Here is a 17,076-nt window from a genome sequence, read left to right on the forward strand (position 1 = left end):
TCAGACCAGGAAAAACTCACCGAAACCCAGCCGCTTCAAGCCGCGACGGTAGGCAATTGAGCTACGGTCGGCTGGAATATGTGCTTCCAGGGTAAGATCCAGAGGTAGCGTCTCCGGGCGCTGGCTCTCGACCATCAGCCGGTCTTCTTCAAAAACGCGAAGGTTGAAGGCGTAGACCTCCTCCACCGGCACATGCAGGTCGAAATTGCGGGCGATTGGAGCAAACATCCGCGTGACCCGTGATGAGACGGGCGAGGCGGCATTCATAATAACCAGCCGGGCCTCACCGGGAAAATGAATCGTCAGGGTGGCGGTAAAGGGCAAATGCATCTCAAAGCGACGCAGCCATTGAAAACCCTCCGGAGCCCGGTAACCGGCGCTTGCCGGATAATTGCCGACCGTGCTCCAGTAGTCGACGACAAACCCGTTTTCCGTTTCCTCAGGCAGGTAGTCAGGAACCTGTTGATTCTCCGCATCGGCGAAGGTGTCGGTATGGATCCACGCAAAATGCGCCACATCAAGAAACCCTTCAACCTGACGGCCTGCAAAGCCATTGACCTCAAACGCCGGGCAGGTCAGTTGCTGGAATCCGTCGTCTGCCCAGTGCGGCATGGTCGGTAACCGCGGGGGATTGTCAGCATCATAATCGAGACACACCCACACCAGACCATAGTGTTCTTCCGCCGCGTAGCAGGTCAGATTTAATTTCGCCGGTATCGGCTGATTTGGGCTGGAGGGGATTCGGTTACAGCGGCCATCTTCCCCAAAGCGCAGGCCGTGATAAGGGCAAATGATACCTTCTTCGTCATGAAAACCTAACGTCAACGGTACCCCGCGGTGGGGACAGACATCGCGGGCGACTACGACTCGTTCGTGCAGGCGATAGATAACCAGTTTTTCATCCAGCAGGGTGGCTTTCACCGGTTGCGGGCCGATATCAGCGCTACGCGCCACCGGATGCCAGCATTTTGCCAGCCGCAGCCAGTCCTGGGGTTCAAAGGTGCAATGCGCGGGGGGCGCGAGCGGTTGTCTGTTCATCGTCTTGCTTCCTGATGGCTAAGTTGATTGTTTAATTGTTGTGAGTTTATTGTTGCCATAGTAGGGTGTTGACATCCATCAGCATTAATTCAGCTATCCGTTGCAAAAATCAGTACAGGTAACCGATGAGTCCTTTCTCGCGCTTTGCGCATTATTTTATGGAAGTGGCCCGCAGCGGCAGCCTGCGCCGGGCGGCGGAAAAACTGCATATTTCGGCTTCGGCGATTAACCGCCAGATACTGCAGGCTGAAGCGTCCTTCGGCACACCGCTGTTTGAACGGCTGCCGGAAGGTTTGCGGATGACCACCGCAGGCGAGCTGTTGTATGACAATCTGCTGCGCTGGCAAAAAGAGTTTCGCGTGACCCAACAGAAATTTGATGAACTGCAGGGGCTAAAACGCGGAACGGTGAATGTCGGTATGGTGCAGGCGCTGGCCGAAGGGAGTTTTGCCGCGGCGCTGGCAGAGATTATCAACCAGTGCGAGTGGCTGGAACTGATGTTGCAGGTCGCCGATAGCCAGAGCATCAGCGACAGAGTGCGTCAGGCCGATGTCGATTTTGGTCTGATCCTCGATCCTGAAGGTCAGGCGGGTCTCAACGTACTGGCGTTTATTGAAATGGAAGTCGGGGTGGTACTGCATCCGCACCATCCTTTTGCCGCCGCGCCCGCGATCTCGCTGGGGGAACTTAGCGATGAACGGCATATTATTCCCGGCGCGCCGTTAATAGTGCATGACCGGGTGGCAATGCTCTATCGCCATTATGATTTTTCGCCGCCCAACACCGTTAGCTGCAATGATATTCGTCTGATTAAATCGCTGGTGCTTAAAGGCGGCGGGGTGACGGTCCTGAGCCTGCTGGACGTGCAGGACGAGGTAAACAACGGTTCGCTGGCGTTTGTGCCGCTACGTAATAAGCTGCTGCGCCCTTTGACCCTGGCGCTATGCACCGCGCCAACGCGCCAGCTATCTCGTCCGGCGCAAATGGCGATTCAAAAACTAACGCTGGTGATGGAGGAGATGCGTAGCGCTGCTCACTCTCAGCCTAATGGCCCGCCCTGAATGGTTTCGCACAAGCCGTTGATAATACGCTCGCCGGTTTCCGTTTTCAGTTCCTGATACCAGGCTTTGGTTAACGCCATATCCTTACCGTGGGTGATATCACAGCGTTTACGCGCTTTGAGCACCAGCTCACGCACCCTTTCACAACGCAATGCTTCGTACTGGCGCAGCGCGGTGACAATATCGCTATTGTCGCGCAGTACATTACCCAGCACGACCGCGTCCTCCATCGCCGCGCAGCCGCCCTGGCCGATATCCGGCGTGGTGCTGTGCCCGGCATCGCCCAGTAGCGCCACCTTGCCACGCACCAGCTTATCAAAAGGTTCAATATCGTGAATTTCTATCCGGTTGGTGGTCTGCGGGTCGAGTACGGCGATAAGCTTTTGCACCGGCAGCGCCCAGCCGGCGAAGTAGCGGGTTAAATCGTCGCGCAGGGTGAGGCGATCTTCCGCTAACCCGGCCGGCAACGGTACATCGAAGAAGAAGTAGAAGCGTCCGCCCGCCACCGGCATCAGCGACACGCGTTTCCCTTCGCCGACAAACGTCGTCCACTGATCGGCGGGGGCAATGGACTCATCAATGTCGACCAGACCATTCCAGTTGACGTAACCAGCATAGCGGCGTTCCGGCGTATAGCCGAGCACATATGGCCGCAGTGCCGAATGGCTGCCGTCGGCGGCGATGACCATATCGCCGTGCGCCTCGCTACCATCGGTAAACCAGACGGTGACGCCGTCGGTATGCTCTTCCACGCGGGTGACCCGCTTGCCGAACTGCACCTGCTCACGCCCCCAGAAATCAAGCATCTCACGCTGAAGTTCCGTTCGCGACACTGGCGAAGGGCGGCCCTGCGTACGTTCAACCAGCGGCGCGAGACTGAACCGTGTGAGCGTTTCCCCGTGTTGATACTCCTTATACGCCAGATAATGCATCGGGCCGCCATAAGCGTCGATGATCTCGCCCATCCCCAGGCGGTTCATACACTTGACGCCGTTGGGCCAGATAGAGATCGCGGCGCCAACCGGCTTAATCTCTTTTACCGCTTCGAACACTTCACAGGCGATGCCTGCATTACGTAGCGCCACCGCGGCGCTCAACCCGCCGATTCCCGCGCCAATCACGATTGCTTTCATTGTCTTCCCCTTAGGTGTGTTGTTTAAGGGGTTCAGCAATTTGCATACCAGGTAGCAGAACCTGCGAAATCAGCGGAAAACGGACGGGTGATGGCGGTGAGATGCACCAAAGGAGGGCAAAGTTGCGATTATGTTGCCTTTTTATGAATCAAAGATTTCTTTTGATGAATTAAGGAATCAAAAGTTTCAGCGCCCCGCGCCAACGATCGTTACAGAATAGTCGCTCTTTAATTTAGCTATTTCACTGATAAATAAAAGATAAAGCGATTGTTACGTGGATAAAGATAGAGGGAATAAGCAATGTGGCCTGCTTTGTGCACTACATCGTGAACGCTTATCCACGACGAGACGGTGACCCCATGTCTGATGAAAAGAACAGCAACCTGCTTTATGGCCTGGAGCAGCGCATCCCGCCGCTGCCGGCTTTTTTTAGCGCCTTACAGCATGTGCTGGCAGGGCTGGTCGGCATTATTACGCCGCCGCTGATTATTGGCGCCGCGCTGGGGCTTGGCGAATGGCTGCCATATTTAATTAGTATGTCGCTAATGGCTTCCGGGATTGGCACCTTTCTGCAGGCTAACCGCGTCTGGGGGATCGGTGCAGGGATGATCTGTATGCAGGGCACCAGCTTCGCCTTTCTCGGCGTAGCGATTGCTGGCGGCATGTGGGTGAAAGCGCAGGGAGGCGGCCCGCAGGACATTATGGCCATGCTGTTTGGCGTCAACGTTGTTGCCGCGCTGGTACCGGTCGTCGTCAGCCGCTTTATCGAACCGCTGAAAAAACTCTTTACCCCGATTATTACCGGCAGCGTCATTGCGCTAATCGGCATCAGCCTGATAAAGGTCAGTATTATTAACTGGAGCGGCGGCGAGCACGCGAAGGATTTCGCCAGCCCGGGCAATATCGCATTGGGCGGCGTGACCTTAGGGATTATCGTGTTATTAAGCTGCGCGAAAAACCGCTGGCTGCGTTTATCGTCGGTGGTCGTCGGCATGGCGGTGGGCTGTATCGCCGCCGCGTTGAGCGGGAAATTTCATCTGGCGCCGGTCGGCGAGAGCTGGTTTCGTCTGCCGGCGATCTTTCCTTTTGGCTTTCAGTTTAATAGCGCCATATTTTTACCGGTCGCGCTGGTGTCGCTGGTCTGCATTCTTGAAGCCGTCGGCGATTTAACCGCCAACTGCCTGATCTCAAAACAGTCCATCGATGATGCCGCGTTTCGCTCACGCCTGAAAGGCGGGATCCTCGCGGATGGTATTAGCTGCCTGATCGCCGCGGCGATCTGCGCGTTTCCCAATACCACCTTCGCGCAGAATAACGGCGTCATCCAGATGACCGGGGTCGCCAGCCGCTCTGTCGGGCGTTATATCGGCGTATTACTGATCCTGCTTGGTCTATTTCCGCCATTTGGCGAAATCCTGCGCCAGATCCCCACGCCGGTGTTAGGCGGCGCGACGATGGTCATGTTTGGCTGTGTCGTGGCGGCCGGGATCCGCATTATCACCCAGACCTCGCTAACCCGCCGCGATATGCTGATTGTGGGCCTGGCATTTGGTTTTGGCCTCGGCATTGAGGCGGTTCCCGCTTTCCTTGCCCATTTCCCGCCCATCATCGGCAATCTGTTTGGATCTGCCGCTACCAGCGGCGGGCTGGTGGCGATTGTATTGAATCTGATTATTCCGCAAGAGAAAGCCGCCATGACGGCAGCGGCAAGGAGCAATGATGATAACACTCAACCACTTTAATCAGCTGCCGCAGGCGCAAGCCCTGCGACTGCTCGAACCCTGCGTGGCGCTCCCCGCCTGGCGCGAAGCGCTGGCGCTGGGGCGACCCTATGCCACACTGACGGCCTTAACGGATCGCGCACAACAGCTGATGCAGCACTGGGGAGAGGCAGATCTGGCGCGGGCGCTCTGCGCCCACCCGCGGATCGGGGAAAAGCCGACGGGCGGGGAAGCGCATGCCGCGCTGTCTCGCCAGGAGCAGGCGGAGGTTAATGCCGACGATGCCGCTATCGCCCGGGCGCTGAAAGAAGGGAACGCCCGTTACGAAGCCCGCTTTGACCGCGTGTTTCTGATCCGCGCCAAAGGGCGCAGCGCCGCCGAGATCCTGCAGGCGCTGACCCAACGGCTGACGCATAATGACGCGCAGGAAATTGAAGCGGCACTGGAACAATTACGTGAAATCACCTTACTCAGACTGGCGGGAGTTATTAGCGCATGATCACCCTGAGCACCCATATTCTTGATATTTCTACCGGCAAGCCTGCACAAGGCGTGGCGGTCACCCTGTTATGCGAAGGGCGCAGCCTGGCGTCAGGCGTGACGGACAGCCATGGCCGCCTGGGCGAGCTGGCGACGGGACAACTGCGTCCCGGCAACTATCAGCTGGTGGCCGAACTGCAATCGTGGTTTGCGCGCGATGGTCGTCAGACCCTGTACCGGCAGGCGCAGATCGATTTTATGATCACCGCCGAGGACAAAGACCATTTTCATCTGCCGTTTTTAATTGCCCCCGGCGGCTGGTCGACCTATCGCGGAAGTTAAGTTGAGTCCGCTGCCCGGTCAGAATAAAGTGCCGGGCAGCGGTTCAGCCTTCGTTACACCATACCTGTTGGCCATTGACCCAGGTCTCACTAATGTTTCGTTCATCGCCTAAGGTCATCAATACGAACAGCTGCTCATAGACATCATGACAGCGTGCGCCGCGCAGCTTTTGTAGCGGCGTCACCGCCGGGTCGATAACCACCAAATCGGCCTCTTTTCCCGACTGGAAATTACCAATTTTGTCATCCAGGCGTAACGCGTGCGCGCCGCCCAACGTCGCATGATAAAACGCTTCGCTGGCGCGCAGGCGATAGCTCTGTAGCTGCGCCACTTTATAGGCCTCGCCGAGGGTGCGCAGCAGGCTGAAGGTGGTCCCGGCGCCCACATCGCTGCCGATGCCGATCCGGACCTGATGTTGCCAGCTGGCGGGCAGGCGAAATAGCCCGCTACCTAAAAACAGGTTTGACGTAGGACAAAAGGCGATTGCCGAACCGGTCTCATGCAGACACCGCCACTCTTTCTCCGCCAGATGTATCCCGTGGGCGAAGACGCTGCGCGCTCCGGTCAATTGATAGTGATGATAAACATCAAGATAGTGCTCATGCTCCGGCCATAACTGCTTTACCCACGCAACTTCATTAAGGTTTTCACTCAGATGGGTATGCAGCCAGGTATCAGGAAACTCCTCCCGCAGCCGCTGAACTGCTTGTAGTAGTTCCGGTGTGGAAGTGGGGGCGAAACGCGGCGTAATAGCGTAGCCCAGACGGCCTCGCTGGTGCCAGCGCTGGATCAGTTCGCGGGTCTGGCGATAGCTCTGTTCGGCGGTTTCGGTTAAATACTCCGGCGTATGGCGATCCATCATCACCTTACCGGCCAGCAGGCGCATGTTCAGGCGCAACGCCTCGGTAAACAGGGCCTCCACGGACGCAGGATGAAGCGTACAAAACACCAGCGCGGTGGTGGTGCCATGGCTGAGCAACTGGTTGACAAAAAAACGGGCGATATCTGCCGCGTACCGTTCATCGGCAAACTGGCTTTCCACCGGGAAGGTATAAGTGGTCAGCCATTCCAGCAGCTGTTCGCCAAAGGCGCCGATCATTTCGGTTTGAGGATAATGAATATGGGCGTCGACAAACCCCGGCAGCAGCAGTTTACCGCGCAGATCGCGATAGCCTTTATGTGGATCGAGTAATGCTTCGGCTTCCTGCCATGGCAGTAGCGCCTGAATCTTCCCGGCGTAAATAAACAGCACGCCATCATCAATATATCGCGCGTAGCGGGCGATATCGTCAGCGCTGGCGGCGGGTTGGCTAATATCAAAAAACGCACCGCGTAACGCGGTGTGGTATTCCAGCATGTTGCCGCCTTATATAAGTAGGGTGATAGCTATTGCGCAAATATGTGCAAATTTAATGCCAGGAGGCCGCGGAAGGCTCCGCGGCCGGGCGGGATTATTCTTTCTGCGCCAGCGCGCCGGGGGTAAAGCGGGCGGAGGAAGCGGCCTGCCGCTCGTCGCGGGCAATCCAGCGATACAGGCTGCCGCTAAGTAGCACGCCGATGAACCAGCTAAAATTGGCCACCTCATGCAGAGCGGGAATAAAGCTGATAATCAGGCCGACCGCCACCGAGGGCAGCAGCGCGGCGATGGCCTTCGGGTTAAAGCCGTTGCGGTACCAGTATTTGCCTTTAGGGGTATCATCGAAAAGATCGTCGATCGATACCTGTCCGCGTTTAATCAAATAGAAATCAACCAGCAGAATGCCGAACAACGGCCCGATAAACGCTCCCAATACATCCAGGGTGTAGTGGATAAGTTCTGGGGAGTTAAACAGATTCCACGGGGTGAGCAGTATCGAGCCGACGGCGGCAATCATCCCGCCGGTGCGGAAGCTGATTTTTTGCGGCGCGCAGTTGGAAAAATCAAATGCCGGCGAGACGAAGTTGGCGACAATATTGATGCCAATAGTGGCGGTGATCATGGTCAGCAGGCCGATGGCCACCGCCAGATCGTTACCCACATGGCTCACCGTTTCAATCGGGTCGGTGATCATCCGGCCAAATAAAGATTGCGTCCCGGAGACGATTACTACGGTCACTACCGAGAACAGCAGGAAGTTAAACGGCAGCCCCCAGCGGTTGCCACGGCGAATTTCGCCCATGCTTCTGGCATAACGGGAGAAATCGCCAAAATTAAGCAGCGGACCGGAGAAGTAGGAGACCACCAGCGCGGTGGCGGTGATCATCTGCCAGCTTTGCTCACCGGCGGTCAGCGTTTTACTGGCGAGGGTAAAGGAGATACCGTCGAGCCCTGTCTTGTATACAATCCAGCCCGCCAGCGCCAGCATCACCACATATACCGCCGGGCCGGCGATATCAATAAAGCGCTTAATCGCGCTCATGCCGTGCCAGAACACCATCGCCTGCAACAGCCACATGGTGGCGAAACAGATCCAGCCAAGCGATGAAAGACCCAGCAATGACGTTTGCGTCATTGCCGCCAGCGAGGGCCAGAACTTCAGCAGCACCAGCATTAAGGCGTTCGCAGCCAGATAAGTTTGGATCCCGTACCAGGCGAAAGCAATCAGCCCGCGTATCACCGCTGGAATATTGGCGCCGAAGACGCCGAACGCCTGACGGCAGATGACCGCATAGGGCACGCCGGCAATCTGGCTGGGTTTGGCCACCAGATTGGCGCAAAGCTGGACGATAACAATTCCGGCCAACAGGCAGATAAGTACCTGCCAGCTCGCCAGACCCAGCGTAAAGAAACTCGCCGCCACCACATAGCCGCCCATGCTATGCACGTCCGACATCCAGAAAGAAAAAATGTTGTACCAGTTCCAGTTTTGCTCGCGCGTCGGCGCCAGATCCTCGTTGCAAAGACGCGGGCTGTAGCCTGATGCCGGGTCTCCGGCGTTGAGCTGATGCGTGTTTTGTGTATTTGGCATGGATCCTGCTCCTCTGAAGACAAACGTTGTGCCGTTGATAGCGGAAGGCGTTGCAGGATTCAGGCCAGAATGGTTAATTTTGTATACAAAATATTTATTTTGTGTATACGATTTGATATCAAAATGGAAAGTGGAGTAGACCAATGGGCAATGAAAATCCGCTGCAGGCCGCAGCCGGACTGCATGACAGGGATGAGTCTATCTACGAGGCCTTGCTGACCGCGATTGTCGAGCAACAACTGCTGCCTGGCAGCAAATTGCCGGAAGAGGCGCTGGCGGAGGTGTTCGGCGTCAGCCGCACAGGAGTACGCAAAGCGCTGCAACGACTCGCCGCTGTGCAAATGGTGACATTAACGCCCAAACGTGGTGCACAGGTCGCCAGTCCGACGGTTGACGAGGCACGGGAAATATTCCGCACCCGTGCGCTACTGGAAGTAGCGAATCTGCCGGATGTACTTCAACGCTGCCAGCCTCCGCATCTTGCGGCGCTGGAAGCCATTATTCAGCAGGAGCAACTGGCGCATGAGGCCTATGATGGCCCGGCCGCTATCCGCCATTCCGCTAATTTTCATATTCAGTTACAGGCCATTTCCGGCAACCAGGTGCTAACGGAGATGGTCACCCGGCTCAGTCAACGCTCATCGCTGGTGATTGCCGCCTGGGGCGCGCCGTGGCGGCAAGGGTGCCGCTGCGATGACCACGAGCGCCTTGTCGGCCTGTTACGCGAAAAAGCGCTGACCGCGCTGACCGAGGCGCTAAATCATCACTTTGAACACATCGTCGCCAGTTTATGTTTTTCCCGCACGGGGGAGTCAGTCCCCGATTTCGCCCGGCTGTTTGCCGGCTATAAGGAGCGGTAATGTCCACCATCTGTATACAAGTCATCAATCCCAATACCGATCCCGGTATGAGGCAAACTATCGCCGAGGCGGCCCGCGCCGCGGCGTCGCCAGGAACCGATATTGTCGCGGTCTGTCCACCAGACGGCGTGCCGTCGATTGAAGGGCATTTTGACGAAGCCATCGCCGCCGTCGGCGTGCTGGAGCAAATAAAAGCCGGGCGGCAGCAGGGCGTTTCCGGGCATGTTATCGCCTGTTTTGGCGATCCGGGGTTACTTGCCGCCCGTGAACTGGCCCAGGGGCCGGTTATTGGTATTGCTGAAGCGGCGATGCATATGGCGACGCTGGTCGCTACCCGCTTCTCGGTGGTCACTACCTTGCCGCGCACGCTGATTATCGCTCGCCATCTGCTACATCAGTATGGTTTCCATGAGCATTGCGCCGGTCTGCATGCGATCGATCTACCGGTGTTGGCGCTGGAAGATGGCAGCGGCGTGGCGCAGGAAAAAGTACGCGCCCGCTGTATTCAGGCGCTACAGCAGGATGGCTGCGGCGCTATCGTGCTGGGCTGCGGCGGCATGGCGACCCTGGCGCAGCAACTGACCCGGGAACTTCAGGTACCCGTTATTGATGGCGTCAGCGCGGCGGTGAAGATGGTCGAATCTCTGGTGTCGCTAGGCCTGACAACCAGCAAGCACGGCGATTTAGCTTATCCGGAACGTAAAACGCTTAGCGGTAAATTTGCCGTGTTTAATGATTAAATGAAGGGGTGGGAGATGATACCTGCAGCAGAATTATATCCGCGCGATTTGCGCGGCTACGCGGGAAAACCGCCGCACGCGCAGTGGCCAGACCAGGCGCGTATCGCGGTGCAGTTTGTGCTTAATTACGAAGAAGGCGCCGAGAATCACGTCCTGCACGGCGATGCGGGTTCCGAACAGTTTCTCTCCGATATCATTGGCGCTGCCAGCTATCCCGACCGCCATATGTCGATGGACTCATTGTATGAATATGGCAGCCGCGCGGGTTTCTGGCGTATCCATCATGCCTTTCAGGAGCGGGGGTTACCGCTGACGGTATTTGGCGTGGCGATGGCGCTGGCGCGTCATCCGGATATCGTCGCGGCGATCAAAGCGGCCAACTACGATGTGGTCAGCCACGGGTGGCGTTGGATCCACTATCAGCATATGGCGATTGAACAGGAACGTGACCATCTGCATAAAGCGGTGCAGGTGCTGACCGACCTGTTTGGCAAACCGCCCACCGGCTGGTATACCGGGCGCGATAGCCCTAACACCCGGCAACTGGTGGTGGAACATGGCGGGTTTGATTACGACAGCGACTATTATGGCGATGATTTGCCGTTCTGGACGGAAGTGCCTTGCGCCGACGGGCAGCGTAAACCGCATCTCATCGTGCCTTACACGCTCGATGCTAACGATATGCGCTTTGCCACCGCTCAGGGGTTTAATACCGCTGAACAGTTTTATACCTATCTGAAAGACAGCTTTGATGTGCTGTACGCGGAAGGTGAAACGTCGCCGAAAATGATGTCTATCGGCATGCACTGCCGGTTGCTGGGCCGCCCTGGACGCTTTCGCGCTCTGCAACGTTTTCTCGATTACGTGCAGCAGCATGAGCGCGTGTGGATTTGTACCCGCCAGCAGATTGCCGACCACTGGCGGCAGGTGCATCCGTACCAGCCATAGCGGCAGGCCCGTTGCGCCATTATTTTGTCGGGTGGCGGCTAACGCCTTACCCGACCTACGGTCCGTGCGGCCTGCCTTTAATTTATTCACCATGATGACTGACACTACTGGTGCTAGCGATCTCAAAATCCCCGGTGGCGCTGCCGCTTACCGGGGCTACAGCACAATGCGATTTGGTAGCCCTGCTAAGCGCAGCGCAAGCAGGGGACGACAAACAACGGCATCAATGTCCCATCAAACTAACCTGTGCGGCAACGATACGCCAGCCACAGGCAAACCGAACCCAGGTTTGTTGCTGACGGCCGATACGTTCGCTGCCTTCACGGGTGAACTCGGTACTGCATACCGCATAATCCTCTCCATAGGTTGTGATCACCGTATGGCGTAACTCCCGCGCAAGCCCTGCGGCGGGGCGCGCGGCGCGGAAGGCGCGGATCTCATCAATACCATAAAGATTCTCCCCGGCGCCGAGGCGAACCGTGCGCGTATCGTGCCAGAACAACGCATCCAGCACTGCGATATCGTTACTCACCAGCGCCTGTTCATAGCGATAAAAGGCCGCCGTAACTTCGGCGACCACTTGCGGAAGGTTGATTTCTTGCGATGCGATCATGCGGCTATCTCCACCGGGCGGGAATCGGTTATTCCCATCGCTTCCAGCGCATAGGCGGCGCGCAGACAGGCCTGTTCATTAAACGGCGCGGCAATTAACTGCACCCCGACAGGCAGCCCCGTCGCGGTACGTAGCGGGACGGTCACCACCGGCAGACCGATAAAGGAGATTGGTTGAGTAAGCATGCCCATGCTGGCGCGTATCGGTAAAGACTCGCCGTTGATCTCCATCGTCTGCTCGCCAATAAGCGTGGCGCTGCACGGTGTTGCCGGGGCGATGAGCACGTCGGCATGGGTGAATAGCGACGCGACTTGCTGCTGAGCGTGGCGACGAAAGCGCTGCGCCTGCAGGTACCAGGCGGAAGGAATCATCGCTCCCGCCAGCAGACGTTCGCGCGAGTGCGGTTCAAAGCGCTCCGGCTCACGCCGTAAGGCTGGCAGATACTGGCTTCCGCCTTCAGAAGCGCTAATGATAAAAGCAGAAGCGCGCGCCAGCTCCGCCTCGGGGAAGAGAAACTCTTCAGAGGCTTCGAGATAGCGGGCGACGCGAGCCACCGCCGCGCGGGCATCGTCATCGCACCAGCGGCTGAAATAGCCGCCTAAAACCGCGCAACGCAGCCCCTGGAGGCCATATCGCAGATGCGGCGTGGCGGGGGCGATGCCGCGTTCGGCCTGAAAACCGTCATTAACGTCTCGCCCCTGCAGAACATCGTAGACTGTGGCTAGATCCTCTACCGTTCGGGCAAACGGACCAATATGATCGAGGCTGGGAACAAAAGGGTGGCTGCCGGTACGCGACAGACGGCCGAAAGTTGGCTTGAGACCAAAAATCCCGCTCAGGGATGCCGGAACGCGGATTGAACCATTAGTGTCGCTACCGAGCGAGAAAGTAACCAGCCCGGCGGCGACCGCCGCCGCTGAGCCGCCGGAGGATCCGCCAGCAATGCGGTTAAGATCGTGCGGATTGCGCGTCGCGCCATAGTGGCTATTTTCCGTGGTAAAACCGTAAGCATAGGCGTCCATATTCAGCATCCCGCTGAGCAGGCCGCCTGCGCTATGGATCTGACTTACCGCCCAGCTATCGACGCGGGCAGGCGGGTTATTGCTGAACAGTTGCGCGCCGGCGAGGGTGGTTTCTCCCGCGACATCAAACAGATTTTTGACCGCGTAGGGAATGCCTGCCAGCGCAGGTAGCGGCTGATTCGTGCGCCGTAGGGCATCAATGGCGTCCGCTTCGTCGAGCATCCGTTTCCCGGTGACTGTCGTCCAGGCGTTGAGCCGCGGGTTACTTTGCGCAATATCATCAAGCGTCTGGCGAGCCAGCTCTCTGGCGCTAAATTCACCGCGACTCAGCGACTGCTGGATCCCGGCAATGGTCATCTGATGTAGCTTCATGCTTTATACACTCCGGCGATTTCCAGGCGCTGATCGAGCGGATAGGCCATCAGCGGTTCAGCCATATCGGCAATGCGGCGAAATTGCGCCAGCAGCTCAGCGCGGCGCGATTCATCCAGTTCCAGGTCGAGGATCTGTTCCATCTGAAGAAGCCAGTCGCTCCACTCTTTTTCCGTTTGTTTCATGCTTCTCCTCCTAATAGCCAGCGGCGGCGCCGTTACTGCGCGGGTCAGACGCGCCTTCAAACAGGCCGTCAGGATGGCGGACAATGGCGCCGGCATGTCCCATGGCCTCGCTGAAGTCGGCCAGTACCTCAACCTCATGCCCCAGTTCCCTGAGCCGGGCGATGGTTTGCGGCGCAAAGCGGCCTTCTACTTTTAGTGAGTCCGAAGTCTGTCCCCAGGTGCGCCCAAGCAGCCAACGCGGACGAGAAATACTCTCCTGAAGCGGGACGTTCTGCAGGATATAGCGGGTGAACAGCGCCGCCTGCGTTTGCGGCTGCCCGTCGCCGCCCATCGAGCCATAAACCATCACCCGCCCATCGTTAAGACGCGCGGCGGCGGGATTAAGGGTATGGAAGGGTTGCTTGCCTGGCGCCAGGGCCAGCAAATGCGCCGGGTCGAGGCTGAACGACGCACCGCGGTTTTGCCAGACAATACCGCTGTCCGGAAGTACCACGCCGCTGCCAAACTCATGATAGAGACTCTGGATAAAGGAGACCGCCAGCCCGCTACTGTCCATCACGCCCATCCAGACAGTATCGCCGGGGCCTTTGCCTGCGCCCCATGGCGCGGCGCGTTGGTCGTCGATCTTCTCCGCCAGCGGTTGTAACGCCTGCGGGGACAGCAGGCTTTGAATATCCACGTCCAGGTGCAGCGGATCGGTAATATGTTTATCTCGCAGGCTGAAGGCCAGTTTTGTCGCTTCCACGATACGGTGGATAGTCTGCGCATCGTCGGCCTGTTCCATCGCCAGCCGGTCAGTGATGCCGAGAATGGCCAGCGATACCAGCCCCTGCGTCGGCGGCGCCAGGTTCCATAACTCACCGTGTTGATGCTGTAACCGCAGTGGTTGCGGGCGGCGCGCGCGATGCTGGCGCAGATCGTCAAGCGTTATAGGCAGGCCGTAACGGGCCATACCGGCCGCCAGTTGTTCCGCCAGAGAGCCGCGATAGAAACTATCAAGCCCTTCCGCAACCAGCCGTTTTAGCGTGGAGGCCAGCGCAGGCTGACAAAAGCGGCTGCCGCTTTGCGGAGGGCGGCCATTGACCAGAAAGGTCTCAGCGAAGCCCGGCTGGCGCTGAAGTTCATCTAATTTTCCGGCGGTGGCGCTGGCTTGCGAGGCGGTCACCGGAATACCGTTATCGGCATAGCCGATCGCGTCCTGTAACAGGCGCGAAAGCGGTAGTGATTTACCGGTCAGCGAGTGTGAAACTTTCAGCGCCTCATCCCAGCCGCTGACGGTGCCGGCGACGGTCAGGGCGGATTGCGGGCCGCGATGCGGGATGTGCGTTAGCCCGGCATAAGCTTCCGGCGTCGCCAGTGAACCAGCGGCGCCGCTGGCGTCAATGGCGATCGGATCGCCCTGCGGCGGCACGATCAGCCAGAACCCATCGCCGCCAAGACCATTCATATGCGGATAGACCACCGCGATGGTCGCGGCGGCGGCGACCATCGCTTCTATTGCGCTTCCGCCTTCGCGCAGCACGGACAGCGCGCTTTGGCTAGCCAGATGATGGGGGGCGACCGCCATCCCCTGGGTCGAGAAATGACTCTGCATAACTTATCCTCGTAACGAATCATGCAGCCACTGCTGCAAATGCTGTCCGTGCAAAAGCTGTTCCACTTTGAAAAGAAAGTTTCAATGTTGCGGTTTTCTTTTTCTTTTCTCATTGTGGCATGCATTGTGAAGGGTGTTAGCGGTATAGTTCAGTGAAACAAAAGTTACAGAGGCGCTATGGAACAACTCGATGAACGGCTGAAGGCGCAATATGCGTCGTTGTCACCCCAGGAGCAGCGGGTGGCGGATTTCATTGTCGACCACTTTGACGACCTGATTAGCTACAACAGCGCCGAGCTGGCCCAACTGAGCGGGGTATCAAAAGCGACTGTAAGCCGTCTGTTTAAACGGCTGGGATATGAAAAGTATCGCGATATGCGCGATGAGCTGCGCACGTTACGCCAGAGCGGGATGCCGTTGACCGATCATCGCGAGGCGGTGCAGGGTAATACGCTGCTGGCGCGGCATTATAAACAGGAGATGGCAAACCTGACGCAGTGGGTAAACGCGCTGGATGCTCGGCAGTTTGCCGAAGCCATTAACGCGCTGGTCAAGGCCAGGCGCGTCGTCATTATTGGCATGCGAAACTCCTGGCCGCTGGCGCTGCATTTGCGCCAGCAGTTGCTTCAGGCGCGTGGGCAAGTGGTGGTGCTGCCGCAACCGGGGCAAAGCCTAAGTGAAGAGCTGGTCGATTTGTGCGCGGAAGATATCGTGGTGGTGATGGCGTTTCGCCGTCGGCCGCGGATTATTCGTCCCCTGATGCAGCAACTGCAACAGCGGGGAGTTCCGCAACTGCTAATCTGCGAGCCTCAGGCGCATAGCCTGTTTCCGCTGGCGTGCTGGCGGTTATGCGCCCCGCTGGATAGCGTTTCGGCTTTCGACAGCTACGCGTCGGCCAATAGTCTTATCAACCTGCTGGCGAACGCCTTGCTACATGAAATTCTCGATAGCGGTCGCCCGCGCATTCATGACATCGCCACGTTATACCAGCAGTTGGATGAGCTTGAACAACGATAATGGGGAGCCAGTCTGGTGCTTTGCACCTTTTTAGTGCCAAAGTGCGGTAAGGAGAAGGGCAATTCTTCTTACCACCATGGTTAATATTCGCGTCATTTCCCGCTAAAAGCCGATTAGCCAGCGCAAATTTCTTTTGTCCGTATCTGGCACATTAGTTGCAGAAGTTTATTTAAAGAATCTTTTGTTTCATACTAACGTAACGGGTAATGATGATGAAAAAACTGCTGATTGCGCTGACCGGGGTCGCTTGTCTGTTGACACAAATCACCGCCGCACACGCGGACCAACTCCAGGATATTGAAAAACGCGGCGTGATCCGCGTCGCCGTTCCCCAGGATTTCCCGCCGTTTGGTTCTGTCGGCACCGATCTCCAGCCACAGGGGTATGACATTGATATGGCACGCTATCTGGCAAAGCAGATGAAGCTAAAACTGCAGCTGGTTCCGGTGAGCAGCGCCAACCGGGTACCGTATCTGCAGACCGATAAAGTGGATCTGGTGATCTCAAGCCTGGGTAAAAACGCCGAGCGGGAAAAGGTCATTGATTTCAGCCAACCCTACGCGCCGTTTTTCCTTGGCGTCTTCGGCCCGCAGGGCGCTGCCCTGAAAGACGCCGCCGAACTGAGCGGTAAGAGCATCGGCGTGACCCGCGGCGCGGTGGAAGATATGGTGCTGACCAGCATTGCGCCGAAAGCGGCGCAGATTAAGCGTTACGAAGATAACAACACCACGCTGTCGGCCTGGCTTTCTGGTCAGGTGCAATACGTAGCGACGGGTAATCTGGTGGTGGCGGCTATCTCACGGCAAAACCCGGCGAAAGCCCCGGTCGCCAACTTTATGCTTAAGGATTCACCGTGCGTGATTGGCCTGAAAAAAAATGAACCGGCGCTGAAGGAAAAGGTGAACGCCTTAATCGCGCAGGGCATTAAGGACGGCACCCTCAATACGTTATCACAGCAGTGGCTGAAAGCGCCGTTGCCCAGCGACTTTGCCGCTTAAGGTA

16 protein-coding genes and 1 pseudogene are annotated in these 17,076 nt (G+C 57.5%); 9 read left to right on the top strand and 8 right to left on the bottom strand.

Annotated features, from left to right (window positions below; all coding sequences use genetic code 11):
• A complete protein-coding gene (hpxD, locus tag ABLV07_RS12945) occupies window positions 1-1,038 on the bottom strand; it encodes a molybdenum cofactor-independent xanthine hydroxylase subunit HpxD (protein ID WP_015705426.1) in 1,038 nt (345 codons plus the stop codon).
• Between the two features lie 125 nt (window positions 1,039-1,163).
• Between hpxD and hpxR the strand changes: the two genes are divergently transcribed.
• Window positions 1,164-2,099 (top strand): LysR family hpxDE operon transcriptional regulator HpxR, encoded by a 936-nt coding sequence (gene hpxR / locus ABLV07_RS12950; protein ID WP_047056836.1) that lies wholly within the window; start codon window positions 1,164-1,166, stop codon window positions 2,097-2,099.
• Here the strand turns inward: hpxR and hpxO are convergent.
• Entirely contained in the window at window positions 2,078-3,232 is a 1,155-nt protein-coding gene (hpxO, locus tag ABLV07_RS12955; protein WP_047056835.1) for an FAD-dependent urate hydroxylase HpxO, read from the bottom strand. The two genes, hpxR and hpxO, sit on opposite strands and share 22 nt — an antisense overlap.
• A gap of 359 nt (window positions 3,233-3,591) precedes the next feature.
• On the opposite strand from hpxO, the gene ABLV07_RS12960 reads away from it, so the two are divergent.
• The 3 genes from ABLV07_RS12960 to uraH are packed head-to-tail and all read left to right on the top strand — an operon-like array spanning window position 3,592 to window position 5,775.
• Window positions 3,592-4,974, top strand: a complete 1,383-nt coding sequence (locus ABLV07_RS12960; protein WP_047056834.1) for a nucleobase:cation symporter-2 family protein — start codon at window positions 3,592-3,594, stop codon at window positions 4,972-4,974.
• Window positions 4,952-5,452, top strand: a complete 501-nt coding sequence (gene uraD / locus ABLV07_RS12965) for a 2-oxo-4-hydroxy-4-carboxy-5-ureidoimidazoline decarboxylase (protein ID WP_047056833.1) — start codon at window positions 4,952-4,954, stop codon at window positions 5,450-5,452. Before ABLV07_RS12960 ends, uraD begins: the two co-directional genes overlap by 23 nt.
• Entirely contained in the window at window positions 5,449-5,775 is a 327-nt protein-coding gene (gene uraH / locus ABLV07_RS12970) for a hydroxyisourate hydrolase (protein WP_042897437.1), read from the top strand. The genes uraD and uraH overlap by 4 nt, the downstream gene beginning before the upstream one ends.
• Window positions 5,776-5,818: 43 nt before the next feature.
• Here uraH and guaD read toward each other — a convergent pair whose 3' ends face one another.
• Window positions 5,819-7,132 (bottom strand): guanine deaminase, encoded by a 1,314-nt coding sequence (guaD, locus tag ABLV07_RS12975; protein ID WP_045413966.1) that lies wholly within the window; start codon window positions 7,130-7,132, stop codon window positions 5,819-5,821.
• A 94-nt stretch (window positions 7,133-7,226) separates the two neighbouring features.
• The gene (locus ABLV07_RS12980; protein ID WP_015366599.1) at window positions 7,227-8,723 is read right to left on the bottom strand and encodes an NCS1 family nucleobase:cation symporter-1; all 1,497 of its coding nucleotides are present in this window, start codon (window positions 8,721-8,723) and stop codon (window positions 7,227-7,229) included.
• Window positions 8,724-8,866: 143 nt separating this feature from the next.
• Between ABLV07_RS12980 and ABLV07_RS12985 the strand changes: the two genes are divergently transcribed.
• The 3 genes and pseudogenes from ABLV07_RS12985 (at window position 8,867) to puuE (ending at window position 11,271) form a co-directional block, all read left to right on the top strand.
• Window positions 8,867-9,583, top strand: a complete 717-nt coding sequence (locus ABLV07_RS12985) for a GntR family transcriptional regulator (RefSeq protein WP_015366600.1) — start codon at window positions 8,867-8,869, stop codon at window positions 9,581-9,583.
• Window positions 9,583-10,448, top strand: a pseudogene (gene hpxA / locus ABLV07_RS12990) (allantoin racemase). Before ABLV07_RS12985 ends, hpxA begins: the two are co-directional and overlap by 1 nt.
• Window positions 10,339-11,271 carry an allantoinase PuuE gene (gene puuE, locus ABLV07_RS12995; protein ID WP_032711639.1) on the top strand — a complete coding sequence of 311 codons (933 nt, stop codon included), beginning with the start codon at window positions 10,339-10,341 and terminating at the stop codon, window positions 11,269-11,271. The pseudogene hpxA and the gene puuE overlap by 110 nt, the downstream one beginning before the upstream one ends.
• 223 nt (window positions 11,272-11,494) lie before the next feature.
• On the opposite strand, the gene hpxZ is transcribed toward puuE, so the two are convergent.
• From hpxZ to hpxW, 4 genes are read right to left on the bottom strand one after another with little or no spacing between them, the layout of a single operon-like run.
• The gene (gene hpxZ / locus ABLV07_RS13000; RefSeq protein ID WP_015705418.1) at window positions 11,495-11,884 is read right to left on the bottom strand and encodes an oxalurate catabolism protein HpxZ; all 390 of its coding nucleotides are present in this window, start codon (window positions 11,882-11,884) and stop codon (window positions 11,495-11,497) included.
• Window positions 11,881-13,278, bottom strand: a complete 1,398-nt coding sequence (locus ABLV07_RS13005) for an AtzE family amidohydrolase (protein ID WP_047064686.1) — start codon at window positions 13,276-13,278, stop codon at window positions 11,881-11,883. Before ABLV07_RS13005 ends, hpxZ begins: the two co-directional genes overlap by 4 nt.
• On the bottom strand, window positions 13,275-13,463 hold the full coding sequence (gene hpxX, locus ABLV07_RS13010; RefSeq protein WP_047056826.1) for an oxalurate catabolism protein HpxX: 189 nt from the start codon (window positions 13,461-13,463) through the stop codon (window positions 13,275-13,277). Before hpxX ends, ABLV07_RS13005 begins: the two co-directional genes overlap by 4 nt.
• Window positions 13,464-13,473: 10 nt before the next feature.
• On the bottom strand, window positions 13,474-15,057 hold the full coding sequence (gene hpxW, locus ABLV07_RS13015) for an oxamate amidohydrolase (RefSeq protein ID WP_116326241.1): 1,584 nt from the start codon (window positions 15,055-15,057) through the stop codon (window positions 13,474-13,476).
• A 177-nt stretch (window positions 15,058-15,234) separates the two neighbouring features.
• Here hpxW and hpxU point away from each other — a divergent pair, with 177 nt between their 5' ends.
• Window positions 15,235-16,074, top strand: coding sequence for a MurR/RpiR family transcriptional regulator HpxU (hpxU, locus tag ABLV07_RS13020; protein ID WP_032714496.1), 840 nt, complete (start codon window positions 15,235-15,237; stop codon window positions 16,072-16,074).
• A 212-nt stretch (window positions 16,075-16,286) separates the two neighbouring features.
• A complete protein-coding gene (locus ABLV07_RS13025; protein ID WP_032712624.1) occupies window positions 16,287-17,072 on the top strand; it encodes a transporter substrate-binding domain-containing protein in 786 nt (261 codons plus the stop codon).
• The last annotated feature ends 4 nt before the right edge of the window (window positions 17,073-17,076 follow it).

The sequence above is a fragment of the Klebsiella sp. CN_Kp097 genome (assembly GCF_040064495.1).
Lineage (GTDB): Bacteria > Pseudomonadota > Gammaproteobacteria > Enterobacterales > Enterobacteriaceae > Klebsiella > Klebsiella aerogenes.